The organism is Streptomyces sp. NPDC096013 (genome assembly GCF_044763565.1).
Classification (GTDB): domain Bacteria; phylum Actinomycetota; class Actinomycetes; order Streptomycetales; family Streptomycetaceae; genus Streptomyces.
Genome location: NZ_JBIWGK010000002.1, coordinates 524,482 through 543,470 on the forward strand (window position 1 = coordinate 524,482; position 18,989 = coordinate 543,470).

The 18,989-nt window shown below is 72.2% G+C and carries 22 protein-coding genes; 17 read left to right on the forward strand and 5 right to left on the reverse strand.

The genetic code is table 11. From position 1 onward, the window contains the following. Window positions 1-84: 84 nt before the first annotated feature. From ACIRB1_RS09840 to ACIRB1_RS09850, 3 genes are all read left to right on the forward strand, one after another. Entirely contained in the window at window positions 85-1,056 is a 972-nt protein-coding gene (locus ACIRB1_RS09840; RefSeq protein ID WP_352183705.1) for an ABC transporter ATP-binding protein, read from the forward strand. A 64-nt stretch (window positions 1,057-1,120) separates the two neighbouring features. Continuing rightward, the gene (locus ACIRB1_RS09845; protein WP_352183706.1) at window positions 1,121-1,948 is read left to right on the forward strand and encodes an ABC transporter permease; all 828 of its coding nucleotides are present in this window, start codon (window positions 1,121-1,123) and stop codon (window positions 1,946-1,948) included. A 34-nt stretch (window positions 1,949-1,982) separates the two neighbouring features. Then, the gene (locus tag ACIRB1_RS09850; protein WP_403465180.1) at window positions 1,983-2,714 is read left to right on the forward strand and encodes a DUF2567 domain-containing protein; all 732 of its coding nucleotides are present in this window, start codon (window positions 1,983-1,985) and stop codon (window positions 2,712-2,714) included. Between the two features lie 325 nt (window positions 2,715-3,039). Here the strand turns inward: ACIRB1_RS09850 and ybaK are convergent, their stop codons facing one another. From ybaK to ACIRB1_RS09870, 4 genes are all read right to left on the reverse strand, one after another. Then, window positions 3,040-3,540: a Cys-tRNA(Pro) deacylase gene (ybaK, locus tag ACIRB1_RS09855; RefSeq protein ID WP_352183708.1), complete on the reverse strand. Its 501-nt coding sequence runs from the start codon at window positions 3,538-3,540 to the stop codon at window positions 3,040-3,042. Between the two features lie 15 nt (window positions 3,541-3,555). Continuing rightward, complete coding sequence (locus ACIRB1_RS09860; RefSeq protein WP_266767748.1) at window positions 3,556-4,299, reverse strand: LON peptidase substrate-binding domain-containing protein; 744 nt, start codon at window positions 4,297-4,299, stop codon at window positions 3,556-3,558. Window positions 4,300-4,310: 11 nt separating this feature from the next. Continuing rightward, window positions 4,311-5,444, reverse strand: coding sequence for a hypothetical protein (locus ACIRB1_RS09865; RefSeq protein WP_403465181.1), 1,134 nt, complete (start codon window positions 5,442-5,444; stop codon window positions 4,311-4,313). A gap of 149 nt (window positions 5,445-5,593) precedes the next feature. After that, window positions 5,594-7,171 carry an oxidoreductase gene (locus ACIRB1_RS09870; RefSeq protein ID WP_403465182.1) on the reverse strand — a complete coding sequence of 526 codons (1,578 nt, stop codon included), beginning with the start codon at window positions 7,169-7,171 and terminating at the stop codon, window positions 5,594-5,596. 170 nt (window positions 7,172-7,341) lie between these two features. Here ACIRB1_RS09870 and hisD point away from each other — a divergent pair, with 170 nt between their 5' ends. The 10 genes from hisD (at window position 7,342) to ACIRB1_RS09920 (ending at window position 15,051) form a co-directional block, all read left to right on the forward strand. Further along, entirely contained in the window at window positions 7,342-8,688 is a 1,347-nt protein-coding gene (gene hisD, locus ACIRB1_RS09875; RefSeq protein ID WP_403465183.1) for a histidinol dehydrogenase, read from the forward strand. Next, on the forward strand, window positions 8,685-9,794 hold the full coding sequence (locus tag ACIRB1_RS09880; protein WP_403465184.1) for a histidinol-phosphate transaminase: 1,110 nt from the start codon (window positions 8,685-8,687) through the stop codon (window positions 9,792-9,794). Before hisD ends, ACIRB1_RS09880 begins: the two co-directional genes overlap by 4 nt. Continuing rightward, on the forward strand, window positions 9,791-10,384 hold the full coding sequence (gene hisB / locus ACIRB1_RS09885; RefSeq protein WP_043675308.1) for an imidazoleglycerol-phosphate dehydratase HisB: 594 nt from the start codon (window positions 9,791-9,793) through the stop codon (window positions 10,382-10,384). Before ACIRB1_RS09880 ends, hisB begins: the two co-directional genes overlap by 4 nt. Next, complete coding sequence (locus tag ACIRB1_RS09890; protein ID WP_019062288.1) at window positions 10,381-10,545, forward strand: hypothetical protein; 165 nt, start codon at window positions 10,381-10,383, stop codon at window positions 10,543-10,545. The genes hisB and ACIRB1_RS09890 overlap by 4 nt, the downstream gene beginning before the upstream one ends. Then, window positions 10,536-11,183: an imidazole glycerol phosphate synthase subunit HisH gene (gene hisH, locus ACIRB1_RS09895; protein ID WP_352183713.1), complete on the forward strand. Its 648-nt coding sequence runs from the start codon at window positions 10,536-10,538 to the stop codon at window positions 11,181-11,183. The genes ACIRB1_RS09890 and hisH overlap by 10 nt, the downstream gene beginning before the upstream one ends. After that, window positions 11,183-11,911 (forward strand): bifunctional 1-(5-phosphoribosyl)-5-((5-phosphoribosylamino)methylideneamino)imidazole-4-carboxamide isomerase/phosphoribosylanthranilate isomerase PriA, encoded by a 729-nt coding sequence (gene priA, locus ACIRB1_RS09900; protein WP_352183714.1) that lies wholly within the window; start codon window positions 11,183-11,185, stop codon window positions 11,909-11,911. The genes hisH and priA overlap by 1 nt, the downstream gene beginning before the upstream one ends. Further along, on the forward strand, window positions 11,908-12,327 hold the full coding sequence (locus ACIRB1_RS09905) for a RidA family protein (protein WP_352183715.1): 420 nt from the start codon (window positions 11,908-11,910) through the stop codon (window positions 12,325-12,327). The genes priA and ACIRB1_RS09905 overlap by 4 nt, the downstream gene beginning before the upstream one ends. Further along, window positions 12,324-13,079 carry an imidazole glycerol phosphate synthase subunit HisF gene (hisF, locus tag ACIRB1_RS09910; RefSeq protein WP_352183716.1) on the forward strand — a complete coding sequence of 252 codons (756 nt, stop codon included), beginning with the start codon at window positions 12,324-12,326 and terminating at the stop codon, window positions 13,077-13,079. Before ACIRB1_RS09905 ends, hisF begins: the two co-directional genes overlap by 4 nt. 123 nt (window positions 13,080-13,202) lie before the next feature. Further along, entirely contained in the window at window positions 13,203-13,778 is a 576-nt protein-coding gene (locus ACIRB1_RS09915; protein ID WP_403465185.1) for an ArsR/SmtB family transcription factor, read from the forward strand. A 22-nt stretch (window positions 13,779-13,800) separates the two neighbouring features. Further along, entirely contained in the window at window positions 13,801-15,051 is a 1,251-nt protein-coding gene (locus ACIRB1_RS09920; protein ID WP_403465186.1) for an MFS transporter, read from the forward strand. A gap of 4 nt (window positions 15,052-15,055) precedes the next feature. Here ACIRB1_RS09920 and ACIRB1_RS09925 read toward each other — a convergent pair whose 3' ends face one another. Continuing rightward, on the reverse strand, window positions 15,056-15,691 hold the full coding sequence (locus ACIRB1_RS09925; protein WP_352183719.1) for a TIGR03085 family metal-binding protein: 636 nt from the start codon (window positions 15,689-15,691) through the stop codon (window positions 15,056-15,058). Window positions 15,692-15,774: 83 nt separating this feature from the next. Here ACIRB1_RS09925 and hisI point away from each other — a divergent pair, with 83 nt between their 5' ends. From hisI to ACIRB1_RS09945, 4 genes are all read left to right on the forward strand, one after another. After that, window positions 15,775-16,236, forward strand: coding sequence for a phosphoribosyl-AMP cyclohydrolase (hisI, locus tag ACIRB1_RS09930; protein WP_352183720.1), 462 nt, complete (start codon window positions 15,775-15,777; stop codon window positions 16,234-16,236). A gap of 11 nt (window positions 16,237-16,247) precedes the next feature. Then, window positions 16,248-17,726, forward strand: a complete 1,479-nt coding sequence (locus ACIRB1_RS09935; protein ID WP_352183721.1) for an anthranilate synthase component I — start codon at window positions 16,248-16,250, stop codon at window positions 17,724-17,726. Between the two features lie 52 nt (window positions 17,727-17,778). After that, window positions 17,779-18,420 (forward strand): TIGR02234 family membrane protein, encoded by a 642-nt coding sequence (locus tag ACIRB1_RS09940; RefSeq protein WP_403465187.1) that lies wholly within the window; start codon window positions 17,779-17,781, stop codon window positions 18,418-18,420. A gap of 231 nt (window positions 18,421-18,651) precedes the next feature. Continuing rightward, window positions 18,652-18,900: an HGxxPAAW family protein gene (locus ACIRB1_RS09945; RefSeq protein ID WP_352183722.1), complete on the forward strand. Its 249-nt coding sequence runs from the start codon at window positions 18,652-18,654 to the stop codon at window positions 18,898-18,900. The last annotated feature ends 89 nt before the right edge of the window (window positions 18,901-18,989 follow it).

The window sequence follows — 18,989 nt, forward strand, 5'->3', positions numbered from 1 at the left end:
GAGCGGGCAGGGGCTCCGGACCCCGTAGTCTCGTCCCTTGTGAGTACGCGCGCGGGACAGGCATGTCGACACGATGACGATGTCGTGTGCGCGGTGCGCGGGCTCAGCAAGACCTATCCGCCGGTGCGCGGCCGGCGCGGTGCGCCCGGCACCCCCGAGGTGCGGGCCACCGACGACGTCACCCTCGACATCCGCCGCGGCGAGATCTTCGGACTGCTCGGGCCGAACGGCGCCGGCAAGTCCACCCTCGTACGCCAGCTGACCGGGCTCATGCGGCCCGACGCGGGCAGCGTCGAGATCCTCGGCCACGACATCGTCCGCCACCCGGAGCGGGCCGCGCGGATCCTCGCCTACCTCGGCCAGGAGTCCTCCGCCCTCGACGAACTCACCGTGTCGCTCGCCGCCGAGACCACCGCCCGGCTGCGCGGCCTGGACCTGCGCGAGGCCCGCGCCGAGCGGGACGCCGTACTCGACGAACTGGGACTCACGGCCATCGCCGGGCGGCCGTTGAAGAAGCTGTCCGGCGGACAGCGGCGGCTGGCGTGTGTGGCCGCCGCGCTGGTCGGGGAGCGGCCGCTGCTGGTGCTGGACGAGCCGACCACGGGGATGGACCCGGTGGCGCGCAGGGCCGTGTGGTCCGCCGTCGACCGGCGCCGGGCCGAGCGCGGGTCCACCGTGCTGCTCGTCACCCACAACGTCATCGAGGCCGAGACCGTCCTCGACCGGGTCGCCGTCCTCGACCAGGGCAAGGTCATCGCCTGCGACACCCCCGCCGGGCTGAAGGAACAGGTCGCGGGCGAGGTGCGGGTCGAGCTGGTGTGGCGGGAGAAGCCGCCGCTGGACGTCCCGGAGGTCGCCGCGCTGCGGGACCGCGCCGTCGAGTCGGGCCGCCGCTGGACGCTCCGGCTGGCCCCCGAGGAGGCCCGGGTCGCGGTCGCCACGGTGACCGGCGGCGCTGCGTTCGCCGCCCTGGACGACTTCACCCTGGCCACGCCCAGCCTGGAGGACGTGTATCTGACACTGGGCGGCAACGCGCAGGGGCTGGTGAAGGCATGAGTGCACGAGCCGTCGTATCCGTATGGGACAGGGCGACTGCCGGCGTCGAGAGGAGCACCGCGACGTGAGTGTCGTATCCGCCGATGTTCTGCCGAGCGGTCCCCTGGCCGTGCCGGAGGCCACCGCCTCGGGCGCGGCCGAGCTGGGGCCGAAGGCCAGGCTGTGGCCGTCCATGGCCGCCGTGTACCGGGCACAGCTGTCGCGGGCGCGGGTCGCGCGGATTCCGCTGCTGTTCGTGGCGACCTTCCAGTCGGTCGGCATCCTGATCATGATGCGCGGGGTCGTCGACGGCGGCAGCAGCGACGCCCGGTTCGTGGTCGCGGGCTCGGCCGTGCTCGTCGTCGCCTACGTCGGGCTCAACCTCCTCGCCCAGTACTTCGGGCAGCTGCGCGGCAGCGGCGGGCTCGACCACTACGCCACCCTGCCGGTGCCGCCCGCGGCCGTGGTGCTCGGCGCGGCGGGGGCGTACGCCTCCTTCACCGTGCCCGGGACCGCCCTGACCGCCGTCTTCGGGTGTGTGCTGTTCGGGCTGCCGATGGGGAACATCTGGATTCTGGCGGCGGTGATCCCGCTCGCCGGGGCCGCGCTCGCCGGGCTCGGAGCGGCCCTGGGCCTGCTCGCGCCACGGCCCGAACTCGCCACACTGCTCGGGCAGTTGGGCATGTCGGCGGCCCTGTTGCTGGGTGTGCTGCCCGCTGATCGGATGCCGGACGCGGTGCGGTTCCTGCGGGATCTGCTGCCCTCGACGTACGGCGTGGAGGCGTTCGCGCAGACGTTCGGGGCGCATCCGGACTGGGCGCTCGTCCTCGGTGACCTCGCCGTATGCGCCGGGGTCGGGGTCGTTTCGCTGGCCGTGGCGACCTGGGCCTACCGTCGGGCCGCCGTCCGGTGACGCGCCGCACAGCCGGGCCTGGCACGATGGCACCGTGACCGCACCGCTGACTCCGCCTCCGCCGCCGCGTGACCAGTCCTCGCACGAGCCGTGGCAGCCGCCGACCGGCCCGGACGACCAGGGCGACCCTGGCACGCCGGGTGCCGGATATCCCGCGCACGGCCCGCAGGACGCGTCCGCCGGACAGTCCGACCAGGACGGGCCCGGCTGGAAGGCCGAAGTGATCGAGGCCCTCGTCGTCACCGTCGCCTCGGCGGTCGGTGGGGTGCTGCTCGGGGTGCTGTGGTGGTGGCTGGCTCCGCACGTCCCGCTCGTCGGGGACGTCGTCGACAAGAGCTGGGTGGTCTACCTCAAGGACTCCGAGGGGGAGCAGGCCGTGGGGGTGGACGGAACGTTCACTCTGCTCGCCGTCGCCTTCGGGGCCGTGAGCGCGCTCGTCGTCTTCCTGCTGCGGCGGCGTGGGGGAGTGCCGCTGGTCGCCGCGCTGACCCTGGGTGGGCTGCTCGCGTCGTTCATCGCGTGGCGGCTGGGGGTGTGGTTCGGGCCCACGAAGGACGTGCTCGCGCATGCGAAGGCTGTGGGCAAGGGGGTCACGTTCTCCGCGCCGCTGAAGTTGGGGGCGAAGGGGGCGTTGCTGGCGTGGCCGGTGGCCGCGCTCGTCGTTCATCTGGGGCTTACGGCGTTGTTCGGGCCTCGGGATCCTGAGCCGGTGTATTTGCAGCAGGGGGCGGGGCCCAAGGACGGGTACGGGGCTCCCATGGCTTAGGGGGTGGGGTGGGTGCGGCGAGGTGTTTTCGCCCCCGCCGCCCCTACCCGTCCCGTCCCTGGGGGCTGCCGCCCCCAGACCCCCGCTTCGGCCTGAACGGCCTCGTCCTCAAACGCCGGACGGGCTGAGATGCGCGGCCGGTGTTGAGGAGCCAGGTGGCTACCCCGGACGGGCTGAGATGCGCCGCCGGTGCCGAGAAGCTCCGGTGGTTACGACGGCCTGCGGCCGTGGTTGGCGCGGTGTTTTCTGGTGCGCCACTTTCGTTTCCGCGTTTTCTTCGACATGTCCCTTGTGCTTAACCGAGGACAGGCATGCCGTCGAGGGGTCACGCACGCCCGATGGGCGCCAGTACCGCCGCCGTGAGGCCGGCGAGGTCCTTGGGGGAGAGTTCCACCTCCAGGCCGCGGCGGCCGGCCGAGACGCAGATCGTGGCGTGGGCGGTGGCGGAGTCGTCCAGGACCGTGCGGAGTCTTTTGCGCTGGCCCAGGGGGGAGATGCCGCCGCGGACGTAGCCGGTGGTGCGTTCGGCGAGGGCCGGGTCGGCCATCGTGGCGCGTTTGCCGCCCACCGCCGACGCGAGGGCCTTCAGGTCCAGCTGGCCCGCCACCGGGACCACGGCGACCGTGAGGGTGCCGTCGACGTCCGCCACCAGGGTCTTGAAGACACGGTCGGGGGAGACGCCCATCGCCTCGGCCGCCTCCTCGCCGTAGGAGGGGTGGGCGGGGTCGTGGTCGTAGGCGTGGAGTTCGTACGGCACCCCCGCGGCCGTCAGGGCGACCGTCGCCGGGGTGCCGCCCGACTGCTGCTGTTTCTGCTTCTTGGCCATCAGGGAACTCCCGCGTCAGTTCAGGCTGGTCGGGCCTCGGGTCAGGTCCGATGCCGGTAGGGACGGCAGATTACGGATGATGGCCGTCTCGGAGCGAAGGAGTTTCAGTTCGTCCCGCAGGCGGGAGGCGGTGTCGGGAGCCTGGAGGAGGCGCTGTTTGGTCGCGGTGTCGAGCATCATCGCCGCGGCCACCAGGTAGGAGACGACCGCGGGCTCGTCGGGGAGTTCGGCCTCACCGGTGGACAGGGTGCGTTCGCGGGCGCCCGCCAGACGCTTCTGGTACTGGCGGAACGCGCGTAGCACGCCCTCGGCGAGCGCGCCCGCCTCGTCGCCCTTCTCCTCGGGCAGCTCCTCCAGCTCGGCCGTGAGGAACGGGCCGGAGGCGTCGACGGAGAGCAGCCGCATCCGGGTCGTGCCCGTCGCCAGCACCTCGAAGCTGCCGTCGGCACGCTCCCGGATCGTCGCCGCGTCGGCGACGCAGCCCACCGAGTGGAAGGACTTGAGCGGGTCGGGGCCGAAGCCGGCCGCGGGCCCGCGTTCGGGCACGGCCGTCTGGTCGGGCATGCCCGGGGCGGTGGACGCCACCTCGTGGCCGTCGCGGATGGCCACGACGGCGAATCGGCGCGATTCCTCCTCAGGGGTCTTGAGCAGATCGCGCATCATGGCGCGATAGCGCTCCTCGAAAATGTTCAGAGGAAGTACGAGCCCCGGGAACAGAACGGAGTTCAGGGGGAAGAGCGGCAGCCGGACGGTGGTCACGGCGCAAAAGCCTAATGGTCGCCGGAGCGCGCACGACCGCCGTGCTCACTCCGTGGATACCCGAGAGCGTCCTCGAACGCCCACGGCTGGGTCGGAATCGCCCGCAGAGCGGGCGGAATCGGACTGCCGAGAGGGAGATCCGAGGCCACCGCGATCCGTACGCCGTCCCGGACTTCGAGGAACTGGCCCAGCGGGTCGTCGGAGAGCCGGTCCCAGGGGAACGACGTGGCGTACGGGCCGATGAGGCGGAGCTGGTCCAGCGCGTCCGTCCAGCGTTCGAGGCGGATCAGGACGTAGGTGAGGAGGTTGCGGACCTCGGCGGGCCACGGGTCGGCCGCCGCGTACGTGGCCGAGAGCGCGATGGCGAGGTCGGCCGCCGCGTCCAGGCGGGCGCGCGGGACCGTGGGAGCGCAGCCGTCGGTCAGACAGGCGAAGGCCGCGCGGACCGGGAGGGCCTGGACGAGTGAGCCCGGCAGGGCGTCCTGTGCGGCCGGTTCGGCGAAGTCGAAGCACTCCCGGTGGGTGCAGCGGGCGGTGTGAGGTGTGTCGCCCCACTGCGCGCAGCAGGCGGCGGACAGGTACTGGAGGGCGGCCACATGGCAGCCGTAGTGGTGCGGGGAGCGGCGGACCGCCTCGCCCCACAGGCGTTCGAACTCGGCGTGCCCGGCGTGCGTGCCCCGCGCCCGGTCCAGGGCGATCCGCCACGGCACCGGGTCGCGCGGCTCGGCCGCGGCGGCCGCCGTGATCAGCGGGGTCAGCTCGCGCAACAGCTCGGCGCGGGCCGGCGACTCCCAGCGGCGGTCCACCGCGAGCTGCGCCTCGACCAGCAGCGCGTCCGGGTCGTGCGGGGCGGCGGCGCGCCAGTCCGCCAGCCACTCGGGGCGGCAGCGGGCGAACGCGGCGAGCCGGCGCGTGTAGCGGTCGCGGTCCTCCCAGCCGGCGTCGGCACGGGTCGCGGCCAGCAGCCCGGCCGCCGGGCCGTACTCGCCGCGGCCCGCCCCGACCAGCGCGGGGCCGAGCCGGTCGTCGGGCGCGTCGAGGAGGACCTCGTCGTCGGCCGGCAGTCCGGCGGCGAGCCGCGAGGTGTTCCTTGCCATCCGGGCGGTGCGGATGAACGCGCGCAGCAGAGCCATGGTGTCGACCATTGAAAGTCCGCGGATCCGGAGTGCGCCAGACCGATTGGCCACCCCGCGGAAAGTTGTACGCACGTCGGTCAAGGGCAGGCAAAAGGTGACTGTTGCTCATCTGTTCGAGCGCTGTGCGCGCGGGCTCCGTAGGGGCTCCCAGGGCAGCCCTAGCCGCGTCTGAGCAGCCGTGTGGCGCCCGCCGCGACCGTCGTCGCCAGGATCCACCCCAGCAGGATCAGCACCACCGACAGCCACTGCCAGCCGCCGTGCAGCTGCCACTGGCCCGCCTGCCCCAGGTCGATCACCGGCAGCAGCAGGTCCAGCGCGAACAGCGCGGGGCTCCAGGGCGGATGCCCGTTCCCGTTCACCGGCGCGTGGTCGGCGTGCGCGAAGGCCAGCGAACTCGCCGCCCACAGCACCGCCATCCACACGGCGGCCCGGCCCGGCCGGTACCCGTAGGCGACCGTCCAGTCCTGCACGAACCCCCACACCTTGGCCGCGACCGGCAGACTCTCCCGGCGCCTGCGCTGCTTGGCGAGCAGCACCTCGCGCGCGTCCTCGTCCTCCCCGGCGTTCCGCAGCACGGTCGCGAGGCGCTCGTACGGCTCCGGGTTGTACTCCGGGGTCGCCGCCGCCACCCAGTCGAGGCGGGCGTCCAGCGGGAACGGGCCCTGCGGTACGAGGTTCTCGTACGCGAAGCCGCCCATGTGCAGGTTGCCGGGGCCCGGCCAGCTGGTCGACCGGTCGATGAGGTTCACGATCCGCGCCCCCGACAGCACCACCTTGCCGCGCTGCGGCTGCTCCCCGAGGAATCGCAGCTCGGGCGTCTGGACGCGGAGCAGCGACAGCTCCTGGTCGTCCGTGAAGGTGAACCGGGCCCGCTCCAGGTCCACCGCGTCCCCGAACCGCCCGTCGTCCAGCCGCACCCCGCCCTGGCACGCAAAACGCTGGATGCGGGTCCCGCGCGCGGGAGTCGTGCCGCTCAGCCAGGGACCGCCGACACCGGCCGGGGTCAGGTACAGGGTGCGGCCCACGGTCAACTGGGGCGCGTTCAGGGCGAGTCGGGTGTACGGGTTGGCCAGCCGGGCGCCGCGCAGGCTCAGCGAGACGCCCACCTTGGCGCTGCGCAGGCTCAACTCACCGTGCGATTCGAGGAGTTCGGCCTGGAGATCCTGGCCCACGGTCATGCCGTCGGCGGCGATCGAACGCCCGCTGCGGTCCCGGTAGACGATCGCCTGGTTCAGCAGCAGGTCGGTGCCGATGTGCGCGTCGGTCAGCCGTACCCCGTTGTGGAAGCGGCAGCGCGGCAGGTGCAGGTCACCCTCCGTGTGCACCCGGGCCGCCTCCAGGCGCGGCACCGAGCAGTCCACCATGCGCAGGGTCTGGAAGTGGGCCTCCGGGAGCAGCACCTCCCGCTCGAAGCGGCAGCCCTTCAGCTCGACGTACGGCGCGACCGTGCCGCCCGCGAGGTCCAGGACGCCGCTGATCTGCACTCCGGTGAGCTTCAGGGAGGCCACGCGGCCCGACAGCGGGGGCGGGCCGTCCAGGAGCAGCCAGCACACGATGCGGGCCCGTACGGTCCGCTCCGGGCCCCACGGATGCCCGCCGTGCGGATCGTCGACGACCGTGTCGCCGCTGCTCAGGTCGTACACGCTGCCATTGCGGAAGGCCTGCCACATGCCGGCCTCGGCGGCGGTCAGATCGTCCGGCAGATCCCCCGCGCGGATGCCGGCACCCTCGGTCACTGCTCTTTCATCCCTCTCAACTACTCACGGGTTTCGCACACCTGTTCATGCCCGCTCCGTGACGCCCGGAACACTAGACGTGAGGGGGATCTTCCGGGTTCCGGCCACGTTCTGTATCAGCCATTGATACGCGCGAACGGTGCCCGATCTCAGTCTGAGAGAATTGGCGCGTGATCTCCCGAATCGATCTGCGCGGCGACGCCCTCCCCGAGGGACCCGCCCTGCGCGACCTGCTGCCCCGAGCCGACTTCGACGTCTCGGCCGCCCTGGAGAAGGTGCGTCCGATCTGCGAGGCCGTGCATCATCGGGGCGACGCGGCGCTGATCGACTTCGCCGAGAAGTTCGACGGCGTACGCCAGGAGCAGGTGCGGGTCCCGGTCCAGGCGCTCGGTGACGCGCTGGAGCGGCTCGACCCGGAGGTCCGCGCGGCCCTGGAGGAGTCCATCCGGCGCGCCCGGCTCGTCCATCGCGAGCAGCGCCGGACGACCCACACCACCGAGGTCGTGCCCGGCGGCACGGTCACCGAGAAGTGGGTGCCGGTCGACCGGGTGGGGCTGTACGCCCCGGGCGGCCGGTCCGTGTACCCGTCGTCCGTGATCATGAACGTCGTCCCGGCCCAGGAGGCAGGGGTCCGGTCCATCGCGCTCGCCTCGCCGCCGCAGGCCGAGTTCGACGGGCTGCCGCACCCGACGATCCTCGCCGCCTGCGCCCTGCTCGGCGTCGACGAGGTCTACGCCGTCGGCGGCGCCCAGGCCGTCGCGATGTTCGCCCACGGCACCGAGTCCTGCCCGCCCGCGAACATGGTCACCGGCCCCGGCAACATCTGGGTCGCCGCCGCCAAGCGCTACTTCACCGGCAAGATCGGCATCGACACCGAGGCCGGGCCCACCGAGATCGCGGTCCTCGCCGACGACACCGCCGACCCGGTGCACGTCGCCGCCGACCTGATCAGCCAGGCCGAGCACGATCCGCTCGCCGCCGCCGTCCTGGTCACGGACTCCGTGGCCCTCGCGGACGCCGTCGAGAAGGAACTCGAACCGCAGGTCGCGGCCACCAGGCACATCGAGGACCGGATCGTCCCGGCGCTGGCCGGCCGGCAGTCCGCGATCGTCCTGGTCGACGGCGTCGACGAGGGCCTGCGGGTCGTCGACGCGTACGGCGCCGAGCACCTGGAGATCCAGACCGCCGACGCGGCCGCCGTGGCCGACCGGGTGCGGAACGCGGGCGCGGTCTTCGTCGGACCCTGGGCGCCCGTCTCGCTCGGCGACTACGCGGCCGGCTCCAACCACGTGCTGCCCACCGGGGGTTGCGCCTGCCACTCCTCCGGACTTTCCGTGCAGTCCTTCCTGCGCGGCATCCACATCGTCGACTACACGAAGGACGCGCTGGCGGACGTGGCGCATCACGTGATCACGCTGGCGGAGGCCGAGGACCTGCCCGCGCACGGCGCGGCGGTCAAGGCGAGGTTCGTCGGAGACGAACAGATCTCGCGTGGTGGGAAGGTGCCCGGCAAGTGAGCTTCGGAATCGACGATCTTCCGGTACGGGACGAGCTGCACGGCAAGTCCCCTTACGGCGCGCCCCAGTTGGACGTCCCCGTACGGCTGAACACCAACGAGAACCCCTACCCGCTGCCCGAAGCGCTGGTCGAGCGGATCGCCGAGCGGGTCCGTGACGCCGCCCGCGACCTCAACCGCTACCCGGACCGGGACGCGGTCGAGCTGCGCACCGAGCTGGCCAACTACCTCACCAAGACCGGGAGTCACCGGGTCGGCGTCGAGAACGTGTGGGCGGCCAACGGCTCCAACGAGGTCATCCAGCAGCTGCTCCAGACCTTCGGCGGGCCCGGCCGTACCGCGATCGGCTTCGAGCCGTCGTACTCGATGCACGCGCTCATCGCGCGCGGCACGGGCACCGGCTGGATCTCCGGGCCGCGCACCGAGGACTTCTCGATCGACCTCGCTGCCGCCGAGCGGTGGATCGCGGAGAACAGGCCCGACGTCGTGTTCGTCACGACCCCCAACAACCCCACGGGCAACGCCGTTCCGCCCGAGACGGTGCTCGCGCTGTACGAGGCGGCCCAGGCGGCCAAGCCGTCGATGGTGATCGTCGACGAGGCGTACATCGAGTTCAGCCACGGCGACTCGCTGCTGCCGCTGCTCGAAGGTCGGCCGAATCTCGTCGTCTCACGGACGATGTCGAAGGCGTTCGGGGCCGCCGGGCTCCGCCTCGGCTATCTCGCCGCGCACCCCGCCGTCGTCGACGCCGTCCAACTCGTACGGCTGCCCTACCACTTGTCGGCCGTCACCCAGGCGACCGCGCTGGCCGCGCTGGAGCACACCGACACGCTGCTCGGGTACGTGGAGCAGCTGAAGGGTGAACGGGACCGGCTGGTACGGGAGTTGCGTGCCCTCGGCTGCGAAGTCGTCGAGTCCGACGCGAACTTCGTGCAGTTCGGCCGGTTCGCGGACTCCCACACCGCCTGGCAGGAGATCCTCGACCGGGGCGTCCTGGTCCGGGACAACGGCATCCCGGGGTGGCTGCGGGTCTCCGCCGGAACCCCCGAAGAGAACGACGCGTTCCTCGACGCGGTCCGTGAGTTGACGAAGGAGCAGAGCAGATGAACCGCGTAGGACGCGTGGAGCGGACGACCAAGGAGACGTCGGTCCTCGTCGAGATCGACCTCGACGGGCACGGCAAGGTCGACGTGTCGACAGGGGTCGGCTTCTACGACCACATGCTCGACCAGCTCGGCCGGCACGGTCTGTTCGACCTCACCGTGAAGACCGAGGGCGATCTGCACATCGACTCGCACCACACCATCGAGGACACCGCCCTCGCGCTCGGCGCCGCCTTCAAGCAGGCGCTCGGCGACAAGGTCGGGATCTACCGCTTCGGCAACTGCACGGTCCCGCTGGACGAGTCCCTCGCCCAGGTCACCGTCGACCTGTCGGGCCGCCCCTACCTCGTGCACACCGAGCCCGAGAACATGGCGCCGATGATCGGCGAGTACGACACCACGATGACCCGGCACATCCTGGAGTCCTTCGTCGCCCAGGCCCAGATCGCCCTGCACGTGCACGTGCCCTACGGGCGCAACGCACACCACATCGTGGAGTGCCAGTTCAAGGCGCTCGCCCGCGCGCTGCGCTACGCCTCCGAGCGCGACCCGCGCGCGGCCGGCATCCTCCCCTCCACGAAGGGCGCGCTGTGACCGGCCTCTCCAGCCTCCTGATCGTCGTCGGACTCTTCCTTCTCGGCGGGGTCTACTCGTTCGTCAAGCAGAAGATGCCGGCGAGCCTCATCGTGCTGGTCTCCATCGGCGCGGCGATGTGTCTGGTCGCGGGGGTCATGCGGCTGGCGGTGTGGAGTTGAGCGCGGCGAAGAAGGTCGTCGTCTTCGACTACGGCTTCGGGAACGTCCGCTCCGCCGAGCGGGCCCTCGCGCGCGCGGGTGCCGAGGTCGAGATAACGCGTGACTACGACAGGGCGATGAACGCGGACGGCCTGCTGGTGCCCGGTGTCGGCGCCTTCGCCGCCTGCATGAAGGGGCTCAAGGAGGCGCGTGGCGACTGGATCGTCGGGCGCAGGCTGGCCGGCGGGCGCCCCGTGATGGGCATCTGCGTCGGCATGCAGATCCTCTTCGCGCGCGGCATCGAGCACGGCGTGGAGACCGAGGGCCTGGACGAGTGGCCCGGCTCCGTCGAGCCCCTCCAGGCCGAGATCGTGCCCCACATGGGCTGGAACACCGTCGACACCCCGGCGGGCTCCCAGCTCTTCGCGGGCCTCGACGCGGACGCGCGCTTCTACTTCGTGCACTCCTACGCCGTCCACGACTGGACCCTCGAAGTCGTGAACCCGGCGATGCGCGCCCCCCTGGTGACCTGGTCGACGCACGGCAAGCCCTTCGTGGCCGCCGTGGAGAACGGCGCCCTGTGGGCCACGCAGTTCCACCCCGAGAAGTCCGGCGACGCCGGAGCGCAGCTGCTGAACAACTGGATCGGAACCCTCTGATGCCTTCGAAGCTCGAACTCCTCCCCGCCGTCGACGTCCGCGACGGCCAGGCCGTCCGCCTCGTCCACGGCGAGTCCGGGACCGAGACCTCCTACGGCTCCCCCCTGGAGGCCGCCCTCGCCTGGCAGAGCTCCGGCGCCGAGTGGCTGCACCTCGTCGACCTGGACGCCGCGTTCGGCACCGGCGACAACCGCAAGCTCATCGCCGAGGTCGCCGGCGCCATGGACATCAAGGTCGAGCTGTCCGGCGGCATCCGCGACGACGACACCCTCGCCGCCGCCCTCGCCACCGGCTGCACCCGGGTGAACCTCGGCACCGCCGCGCTGGAGACCCCGGAGTGGGTCGCCAAGGTCATCGCCGAGCACGGCGACAAGATCGCGGTCGGCCTCGACGTACGCGGCACGACCCTGCGCGGACGCGGCTGGACCCGTGACGGCGGCGACCTCTACGAGACGCTGGAGCGCCTCAACGCCGAGGGCTGCGCCCGGTACGTGGTCACCGACATCGCCAAGGACGGCACCCTCCAGGGCCCCAACCTGGAGCTGCTGCGTACCGTGTGCGCGGCGACCGACCGCCCGGTCGTGGCCTCCGGCGGCGTGTCCTCCCTGGACGACCTCCGCGCCATCGCCGAGCTGGTCCCGCTCGGTGTCGAGGGCTCCATCGTCGGGAAGGCCCTGTACGCGAAGGCGTTCACCCTGGAAGAGGCATTGGAGGCGGTGGCCCGGTGACCGAGCTACGACGCGTGTCGACCGGCGCCCCCTGGGAGGACGCCTTCGGCTACTCCCGCGCGGTGGAGCTGCCCAACGGCCTGGTGCTGGTCTCCGGGTGCACCTCGATAGTGGACGGCGAGATCGCCGGGGGCGGTCCCTACGAGCAGACGGTCAACGCGTTCAACGTCGCGTTCTCCGCGCTGGACCAACTGGGCCTCGGCCGCGCCGATGTGGTGCGCACCCGTATGTACATCACCCACGCACGGGATGTGGAGGACGTGGGCCGCGCACACAAGGAACTCTTCGACGCGATCCGCCCCGCCGCCTCGATGATCATCGTGTCCGGCTTCGTCGACCCGAGCCTGGTCGTCGAGGTCGAGGTGGAGGCGTACCGCTCCGGCGAGGAGTCCGGGGAATCCGGGGGGTCCGCATGACCCTGGCCGTACGGGTGATCCCCTGCCTGGACGTGGACAACGGCCGGGTCGTCAAGGGCGTCAACTTCCAGAACCTGCGCGACGCGGGCGACCCCGTCGAGATGGCCAAGGTCTACGACGCCGAGGGCGCCGACGAGCTGACCTTCCTGGACATCACCGCGTCCTCCGGCAACCGCGAGACGACGTACGACGTGGTCCGGCGCACCGCCGAGCAGGTCTTCATCCCGCTCACGGTCGGCGGCGGCGTCCGCACGGCCGAGGACGTGGACAAGCTGCTGCGGGCGGGCGCGGACAAGGTCGGCGTCAACACGGCGGCGATCACGCGGCCCGAGCTGATCCGGGAGATCGCGGAGCGGTTCGGACGGCAGGTGCTGGTGCTGTCGGTGGACGCGCGCCGGACCCCCGAGGGCTCCTTCGAGGTCACCACCCACGGCGGCCGCAAGGGCACCGGCATCGACGCGGTCGAATGGGCGCACCGGGCGGCCGAGTTGGGGGCGGGGGAGATCCTGCTCAACTCGATGGACGCGGACGGCACGAAGGACGGCTACGACCTGGAGATGATCGCGGCCGTGCGCAAGCATGTGAGCGTGCCGGTCATCGCCTCCGGCGGCGCTGGCAGGCTCGCGGACTTCCCGCCGGCCGTGTCCGCCGGCGCGGACGCGGTGCTGGCGGCCTCCGTCTTCCACTTCGGGGATCTGCGGATCGGCGAGGTGAAGCAGGCGCTGAAGGAGGCGGGGCACCCGGTGCGGTGACTCCCGTGGAGGCGTTGTAAGCCCCGGTCGCCAGGCGGCCGGGGCTTACAAGTGGGCAGATAGGAAAGGAAAGTTGCGCAAAAAAGATTGCGCAACTTTTCTTTTGTATCTACGGTGACAGGCATGACAGCCAAGGGGAGTCGTTCCATCACGGACGTGGGCACGCTCAAGGCCCTCGCCCATCCGCTGCGGATGAAGCTGTACCGGGCCCTGTGCGTGGCGGAGAAGGCCACCGCCTCCCAGCTCGCCGACCAGGTCGACGAGGCCGTCGCGCTGGTCAGCTACCACCTGCGCAAGCTCGCCGAGCACGGGCTGATCGACGAGGCCCCCGCACAGAGCTCGGACGGCCGGGAGCGGTGGTGGCAGCCCTCCTCGGAAGGCGTGAGCATCCGCGACAGGGACTTCAGGGACGCGCCGGAGAAGGCGGCCGCACACCTCGCGGCGACCCGCCTCTTCCACGAACAGCGCGACGACATGTACCGCCGCTACCTCGACGAACGCTCCACCTGGGGCCCCGAGTGGAACGCGGCGGCACCCGACAGCGAATCCCTCCTGCGGCTGAACCCGGCCGAACTGAACGAGCTGCGCGAGGAGTTGGTCGCCCTGATGCGGAAGTACGACGAGCGAAGCCGGTCCGGCGACGCCGAGGGCCGCGAGAACGTCGCCGTCCACGTCCACGGCTTCCCGTTCCGTGTCTGACCCCCGGAGAGGACCGACTCCCGTGACCACCACGCTCATACCCGCCGGCACGGCCACCGACAGGCCCGCCCACCGCGACCCCGACGTGCTGCGCTGGCTCGGCGCCTACACGGCGTCCATGGTCGGCGACAGCGTCTACTACATCGCCCTCTCCTGGGCCGCGGTACGCGCCGGGTCGGCGACACAGGCCGGAGTCGTGATGGCCGTCAGCGCCGTACCGCGCGCCCTGTTGATGCTCGGCGGGGGAGTCGTCGCCGACCGGTTCGGGCCGCGCCGGGTCGTCATCGCGAGCGACGCGGTGCGCTGCGCTGCGGTGCTGGCGGTCGCCGCGCTGCTCTTCCTGGCCGCCCCCGGACTGTGGCTCCTGGCACTGCTCGCCGTGGTGTTCGGGACGGTCGACGCGGTGTTCATGCCGGCCGTGGGCGCACTCCCCGCGCGCGTGACGAGCCGCGGCCAACTCGCGCGCGTGCAGGGCATGCGGGGTCTCGCCATCCGCTTCGCGAGCATCGTCGGCGCCCCGCTCGGCGGCCTGGGCGTGGCGGTCGGCGGCGCGGCGGCGGCGTTCGCGGTCGCCGGGCTGCTGATCGCCGTGTCGGTGCCGCTGCTGGTCTCCGTACGGATGCGGGACCTGCCCCCCGACGACACCGCCGCCGCGCGCGGCGCCACCGCCCTGCACGACCTCCGGGCCGGCCTGCGCTACATCCGCGGCCACCGCGTCCTCGTCCCGCTGATGCTGGCCATCGCCCTCGGCGACCTCGGCTTCGTCGGCCCCCTCAACGTGGGCCTGACCCTGCTCGCGGACGAGCGCGGCTGGGGCGCGTCCGGCATGGGCTGGGTGCTCTCCGGCTTCGGCACCGGCGCCGGGGCCGCGGCGCTGCTGCTGACCCTGCGCGGACGGCTGCCGCACGCCGGACGGATCGCCGGCTGGTCGATCATGGCCGGTTCCGTCGCGATCGGCGCCCTGGCCCAGGTCCCGAGCGTCCTTACGGCGGTCGGCGTGGCCCTGCTCGTCGGGCTGCTCGCCGGACTCAGCGGCGCGATGTGCGGAGCCCTGCTCCAGACCCACTCCGACCCCGCGTACCTCGGCCGCGTCACCGCCGTGTCCGGCCTGGTCAGCCTCGGCTTCGCGCCGCTGAGCATGCCTCTGTCGGCCGCGGCGATCGGCGTGTGGGGCACCGGCCCCGTGTTCGTGGTCAGCGCGGCGGTGTGCGGGCTCGGCGGGGTCATCGCCCTGAGCGTCCGCGACCTGCGCCGGGCGGAACTGCCCGGCTGATCGCTCAGATACCCAGCTGCTTGGCCTGCTGGAGCTTGGCGATCGCGTTCTCGTCGCCGTCCAGCTCGACCTTGGCCACGCTCTGCCGGCCGTGGGCGAACATCAGCAGCTCCGAGGGCTCGCCCGTCACCGTCACGACCGGCGTCCCCTTGTGGGCGACCGCGGTCTGGCCGTCCGGGCGGCGCAGCACCAGCCCGGTCGGCGCGGTACGGCCCATCAGCCGGGCCATGCGCTCCAGGCGGGACCACAGCGCGTCCTGGAACACCGGGTCCAGCTCGCGCGGAGTCCACCCCTCCTGAGCCCGCCGTACGTCCTCCGTGTGGACATAGAACTCGACCGTGTTGGACGCCTCGTCGAGCTGCTTCAGCTGGAACGGCGAGAAGCGCGGCGGGCCGGTACGGATCAGCTGGATCAGCTCCTCGTACGGCTTCGCCGTGAACTCCGTCATCACGCGCTCCAGCCGCGGCGCGAGCTGCTTGATCATGATGCCGCCCGCGGCATCGGCACGGCGCTCGCGCACCACCACGTGCGCGGCGAGGTCACGGGTCTGCCAGCCCTCGCAGAGGGTCGGGGCGTCGGGGCCCGCGGTCTCCAGGAGATCGGCGAGCAGAAGTCGTTCACGCTTCGCGAAGGTCGACATACCGTCAGCCTACGACCGCGTGCGGGGTCCGCACAGTGGACGCCCGGCCGTGACTGTCAGTCGGGCGCGGCACAATGGCACCCATGACCAGCACTCCCGCCCGCCCCCCGGCCTCCACCCCTCAGGGAGGCGCTTCGCGCCGCGGTGTTCCGTCCAGCAGCCTCGACCCCGAGATCGCCGCCCGCCTCAAGCGCGGCGCCGACGGGCTCGTCCCCGCGATCGCCCAGCAGTACGACACCGGCGAGGTGCTCATGCTCGGCTGGATGGACGACGAGGCGCTGCACCGCACCCTGACGACGGGCCGCTGCACGTACTGGTCCCGCAGCCGCCAGGAGTACTGGGTGAAGGGCGACACCTCGGGCCACGTCCAGCACGTCAGGTCGGTCGCCCTGGACTGCGACGCCGACACCGTCCTCGTGAAGGTCGACCAGGTCGGCGCCGCCTGCCACACCGGCGACCGCACCTGCTTCGACGCCGACGTGCTCCTCGAAGCCGGTCTCCCCACGGACGGCGGCGTCTCCAGCGCCCCCGCCTCGGATCAGTAAGGTCAGCCGCCATGGACCTCGAGACGTTCCGCAAGCTGGCCACCGACCGTCGCGTCATTCCGGTCACCCGCAAGCTCCTCGCCGACGGCGACACCCCGGTCGCGCTCTACCGCAAACTGGCCGCGGAGCGCCCCGGCACCTTCCTCCTGGAGTCCGCGGAGAACGGCCGCTCCTGGTCCCGGTACTCCTTCGTGGGCGTCCGCAGCGCCGCCACCCTCACGTCCCGTGACGGCGAGGCCCACTGGCTCGGCACCCCGCCCGTCGGCGTCCCGGTGGACGGCGACCCCCTCGCCGCCCTGCGCGCCACCATCGAGACCCTGCACACCCCCCACCAGGAGGACCTGCCGCCCTTCACCGGCGGCATGGTCGGCTATCTCGGCTACGACATCGTCCGCCGCCTGGAGAAGATCGGCCCCGGCGAGCGCGACGACCTCAAGCTCCCCGAGCTGACCATGCTCCTCACCAGCGACCTCGCCGTGATGGACCACTGGGAGGGCTCGGTCCTGCTGATCGCCAACGCGATCAACCACAACGACCTCGACACCGGTGTCGACGAGGCGTACGCGGACGCCATCGCCCGCCTCGACACCATGGAGGCGGACCTCTCCCGCGCGGTGGCCCAGCCGCCCGCCCAGCTCCCGCCCTCCGAGCTGCCCGAGTACACCGCGCTGTGGGGCGGCCCCGACTTCAAGGTGGCCGTCGAGGACATCAAGGAGCGCATCCGCGCGGGCGAGGCCTTCCAGGTCGTCCCCTCGCAGCGCTTCGAAACCCCGTGCACGGCAAGCGCGTTGGACGTCTACCGCGTGCTCCGGGCGACCAACCCCTCGCCGTACATGTACCTGTTCCGCTTCGACGGCTTCGACGTCGTCGGCTCCTCCCCGGAGGCCCTGGTCAAGGTCGAGGACGGGCGCGCGATGGTCCACCCCATCGCCGGGACCCGGCACCGCGGCGCGACCCCGCAGGAGGACCAGGCCCTCGCCGACGAACTCCTCGCCGACCCCAAGGAGCGCGCCGAACACCTCATGCTCGTCGACCTCGGACGTAACGATTTGGGACGCGTCTGCGAGCCCGGCTCGGTCGAGGTCGTCGACTTCATGTCCGTCGAGCGCTACTCCCACGTGATGCACATCGTCTCGACCGTCACCGGCCGCGTGGCACCCGGCCGCACCGCCTTCGACGTCCTCACGGCCTGCTTCCCGGCCGGCACCCTCTCCGGCGCGCCGAAGCCCCGCGCGATGCAGATCATCGACGAACTGGAGCCGTCCAGAAGGGGGTTGTACGGCGGCTGCGTCGGCTACCTCGACTTCGCGGGCGACTCCGACACCGCCATCGCCATCCGTACGGCCCTCCTCCGCGACGGCACCGCCTACGTCCAGGCGGGCGCCGGCATCGTCGCCGACTCGGACCCCGAACTGGAGGACCAGGAGTGCCGGAACAAGGCGGCGGCGGTCCTGCGCGCCGTGCACACGGCGAACCGGCTCGGGAAATAGGACGAGGGTCATATGAACCCCGGGTGACGGTTCGCCCGGGGTTGGAGCGATAGTGGACTCCGTGACTGCTGCTGTTCCTCACCCCCGTTCCGAAGGCGAAGGCCCCGCGCGCGCCGGCCGCCGAAGCCTCGCCGTGGCCCTGCTCAGCGGTGCGCTCGGCGCGGCCGTGGCCCTGCTGGCCACCCGTCAGCGCTGGTCGATGGGGACCGCGACGGTGGCCGGTGACGCGTTCCCGCTGTCCGCCAAGGGCAGTGACGTCACGGGCGTGCCCGCGGCGCTCGCCATAGTGGGCCTCGCCGCGCTCGTCGCCGTCTTCGCCGTCCGCAGGACCGGCCGCTTCGCGGTCTCCGCCCTCCTCGCGCTCTCCGGCGCGGGCATCGTCGCCGCCGCCCTGCTGGGCGCCACCGACAGCTCCGCGCTCGACGACAAGGCCGCCCAGGCCTCCGGTGACACCTCGTCCGTCGTCCACGCCTTCGACCACACGGCCTGGCCGTACGTGGCCGCGGTGGGCGGCGGCCTGATCCTGCTGGCCGGTCTGCTCGCCCTGCTCTACGGCCGCCGCTGGCCCGCGATGTCGGGCCGCTACGAACGCAACGGCGCGCCTCGCCCCCGGCGGGCTCCCGTGGGGGACCCTGACCGCCCCGAGGACATCTGGAAGGCCCTGGACCGGGGCGAGGACCCCACCGGGGCGTAGGCGCTCCGGCCGTTCGGACCGCGGAAGCGTCCGCCGCGGCGGCCCCGGCACCGTCCCGGCCGGTCGCGCCCGTCGGCGGAGCCGCACCTGGACACAGCCCCGCGCCCCTTCGGAGGCGCTCTCGAACCGCGGCGGACACGGTGCCACCCCGGAGCATCGCTTCCGCTCGCGTGCGGAACAATGAAGCGTGAGCGTCTGCTCACACACGTACACAGCAACGAGGAGCAAGTCATGGCGGGCAACAGCCACGGTCACACTTTGGCCGCCTGGACCGGTGTCACGATCGCCTTCATCGGATTCTGCGTCGCGGGCGCCTTCATGGTGATGGCGCAGCCGGCCGGCTTCTGGGCCGGCATGGCCCTCGTGGTCGTCGGCGGCATCGTCGGCTGGGTCATGAGCGCGATGGGGATGGGCATGCCCAAGGACCGTCCCCAGGACCTGACCCCGCTGCTCGGCAAGACGGCCCACGCCGACAACTGAGCCGTAGCTGTCAGCCACCCCGTGAGGGGCGTCCCCGGTGCGCTGAGCACCCGGGGCCGCCCCTCACGCGCGCGTGCCGCACACGAGGA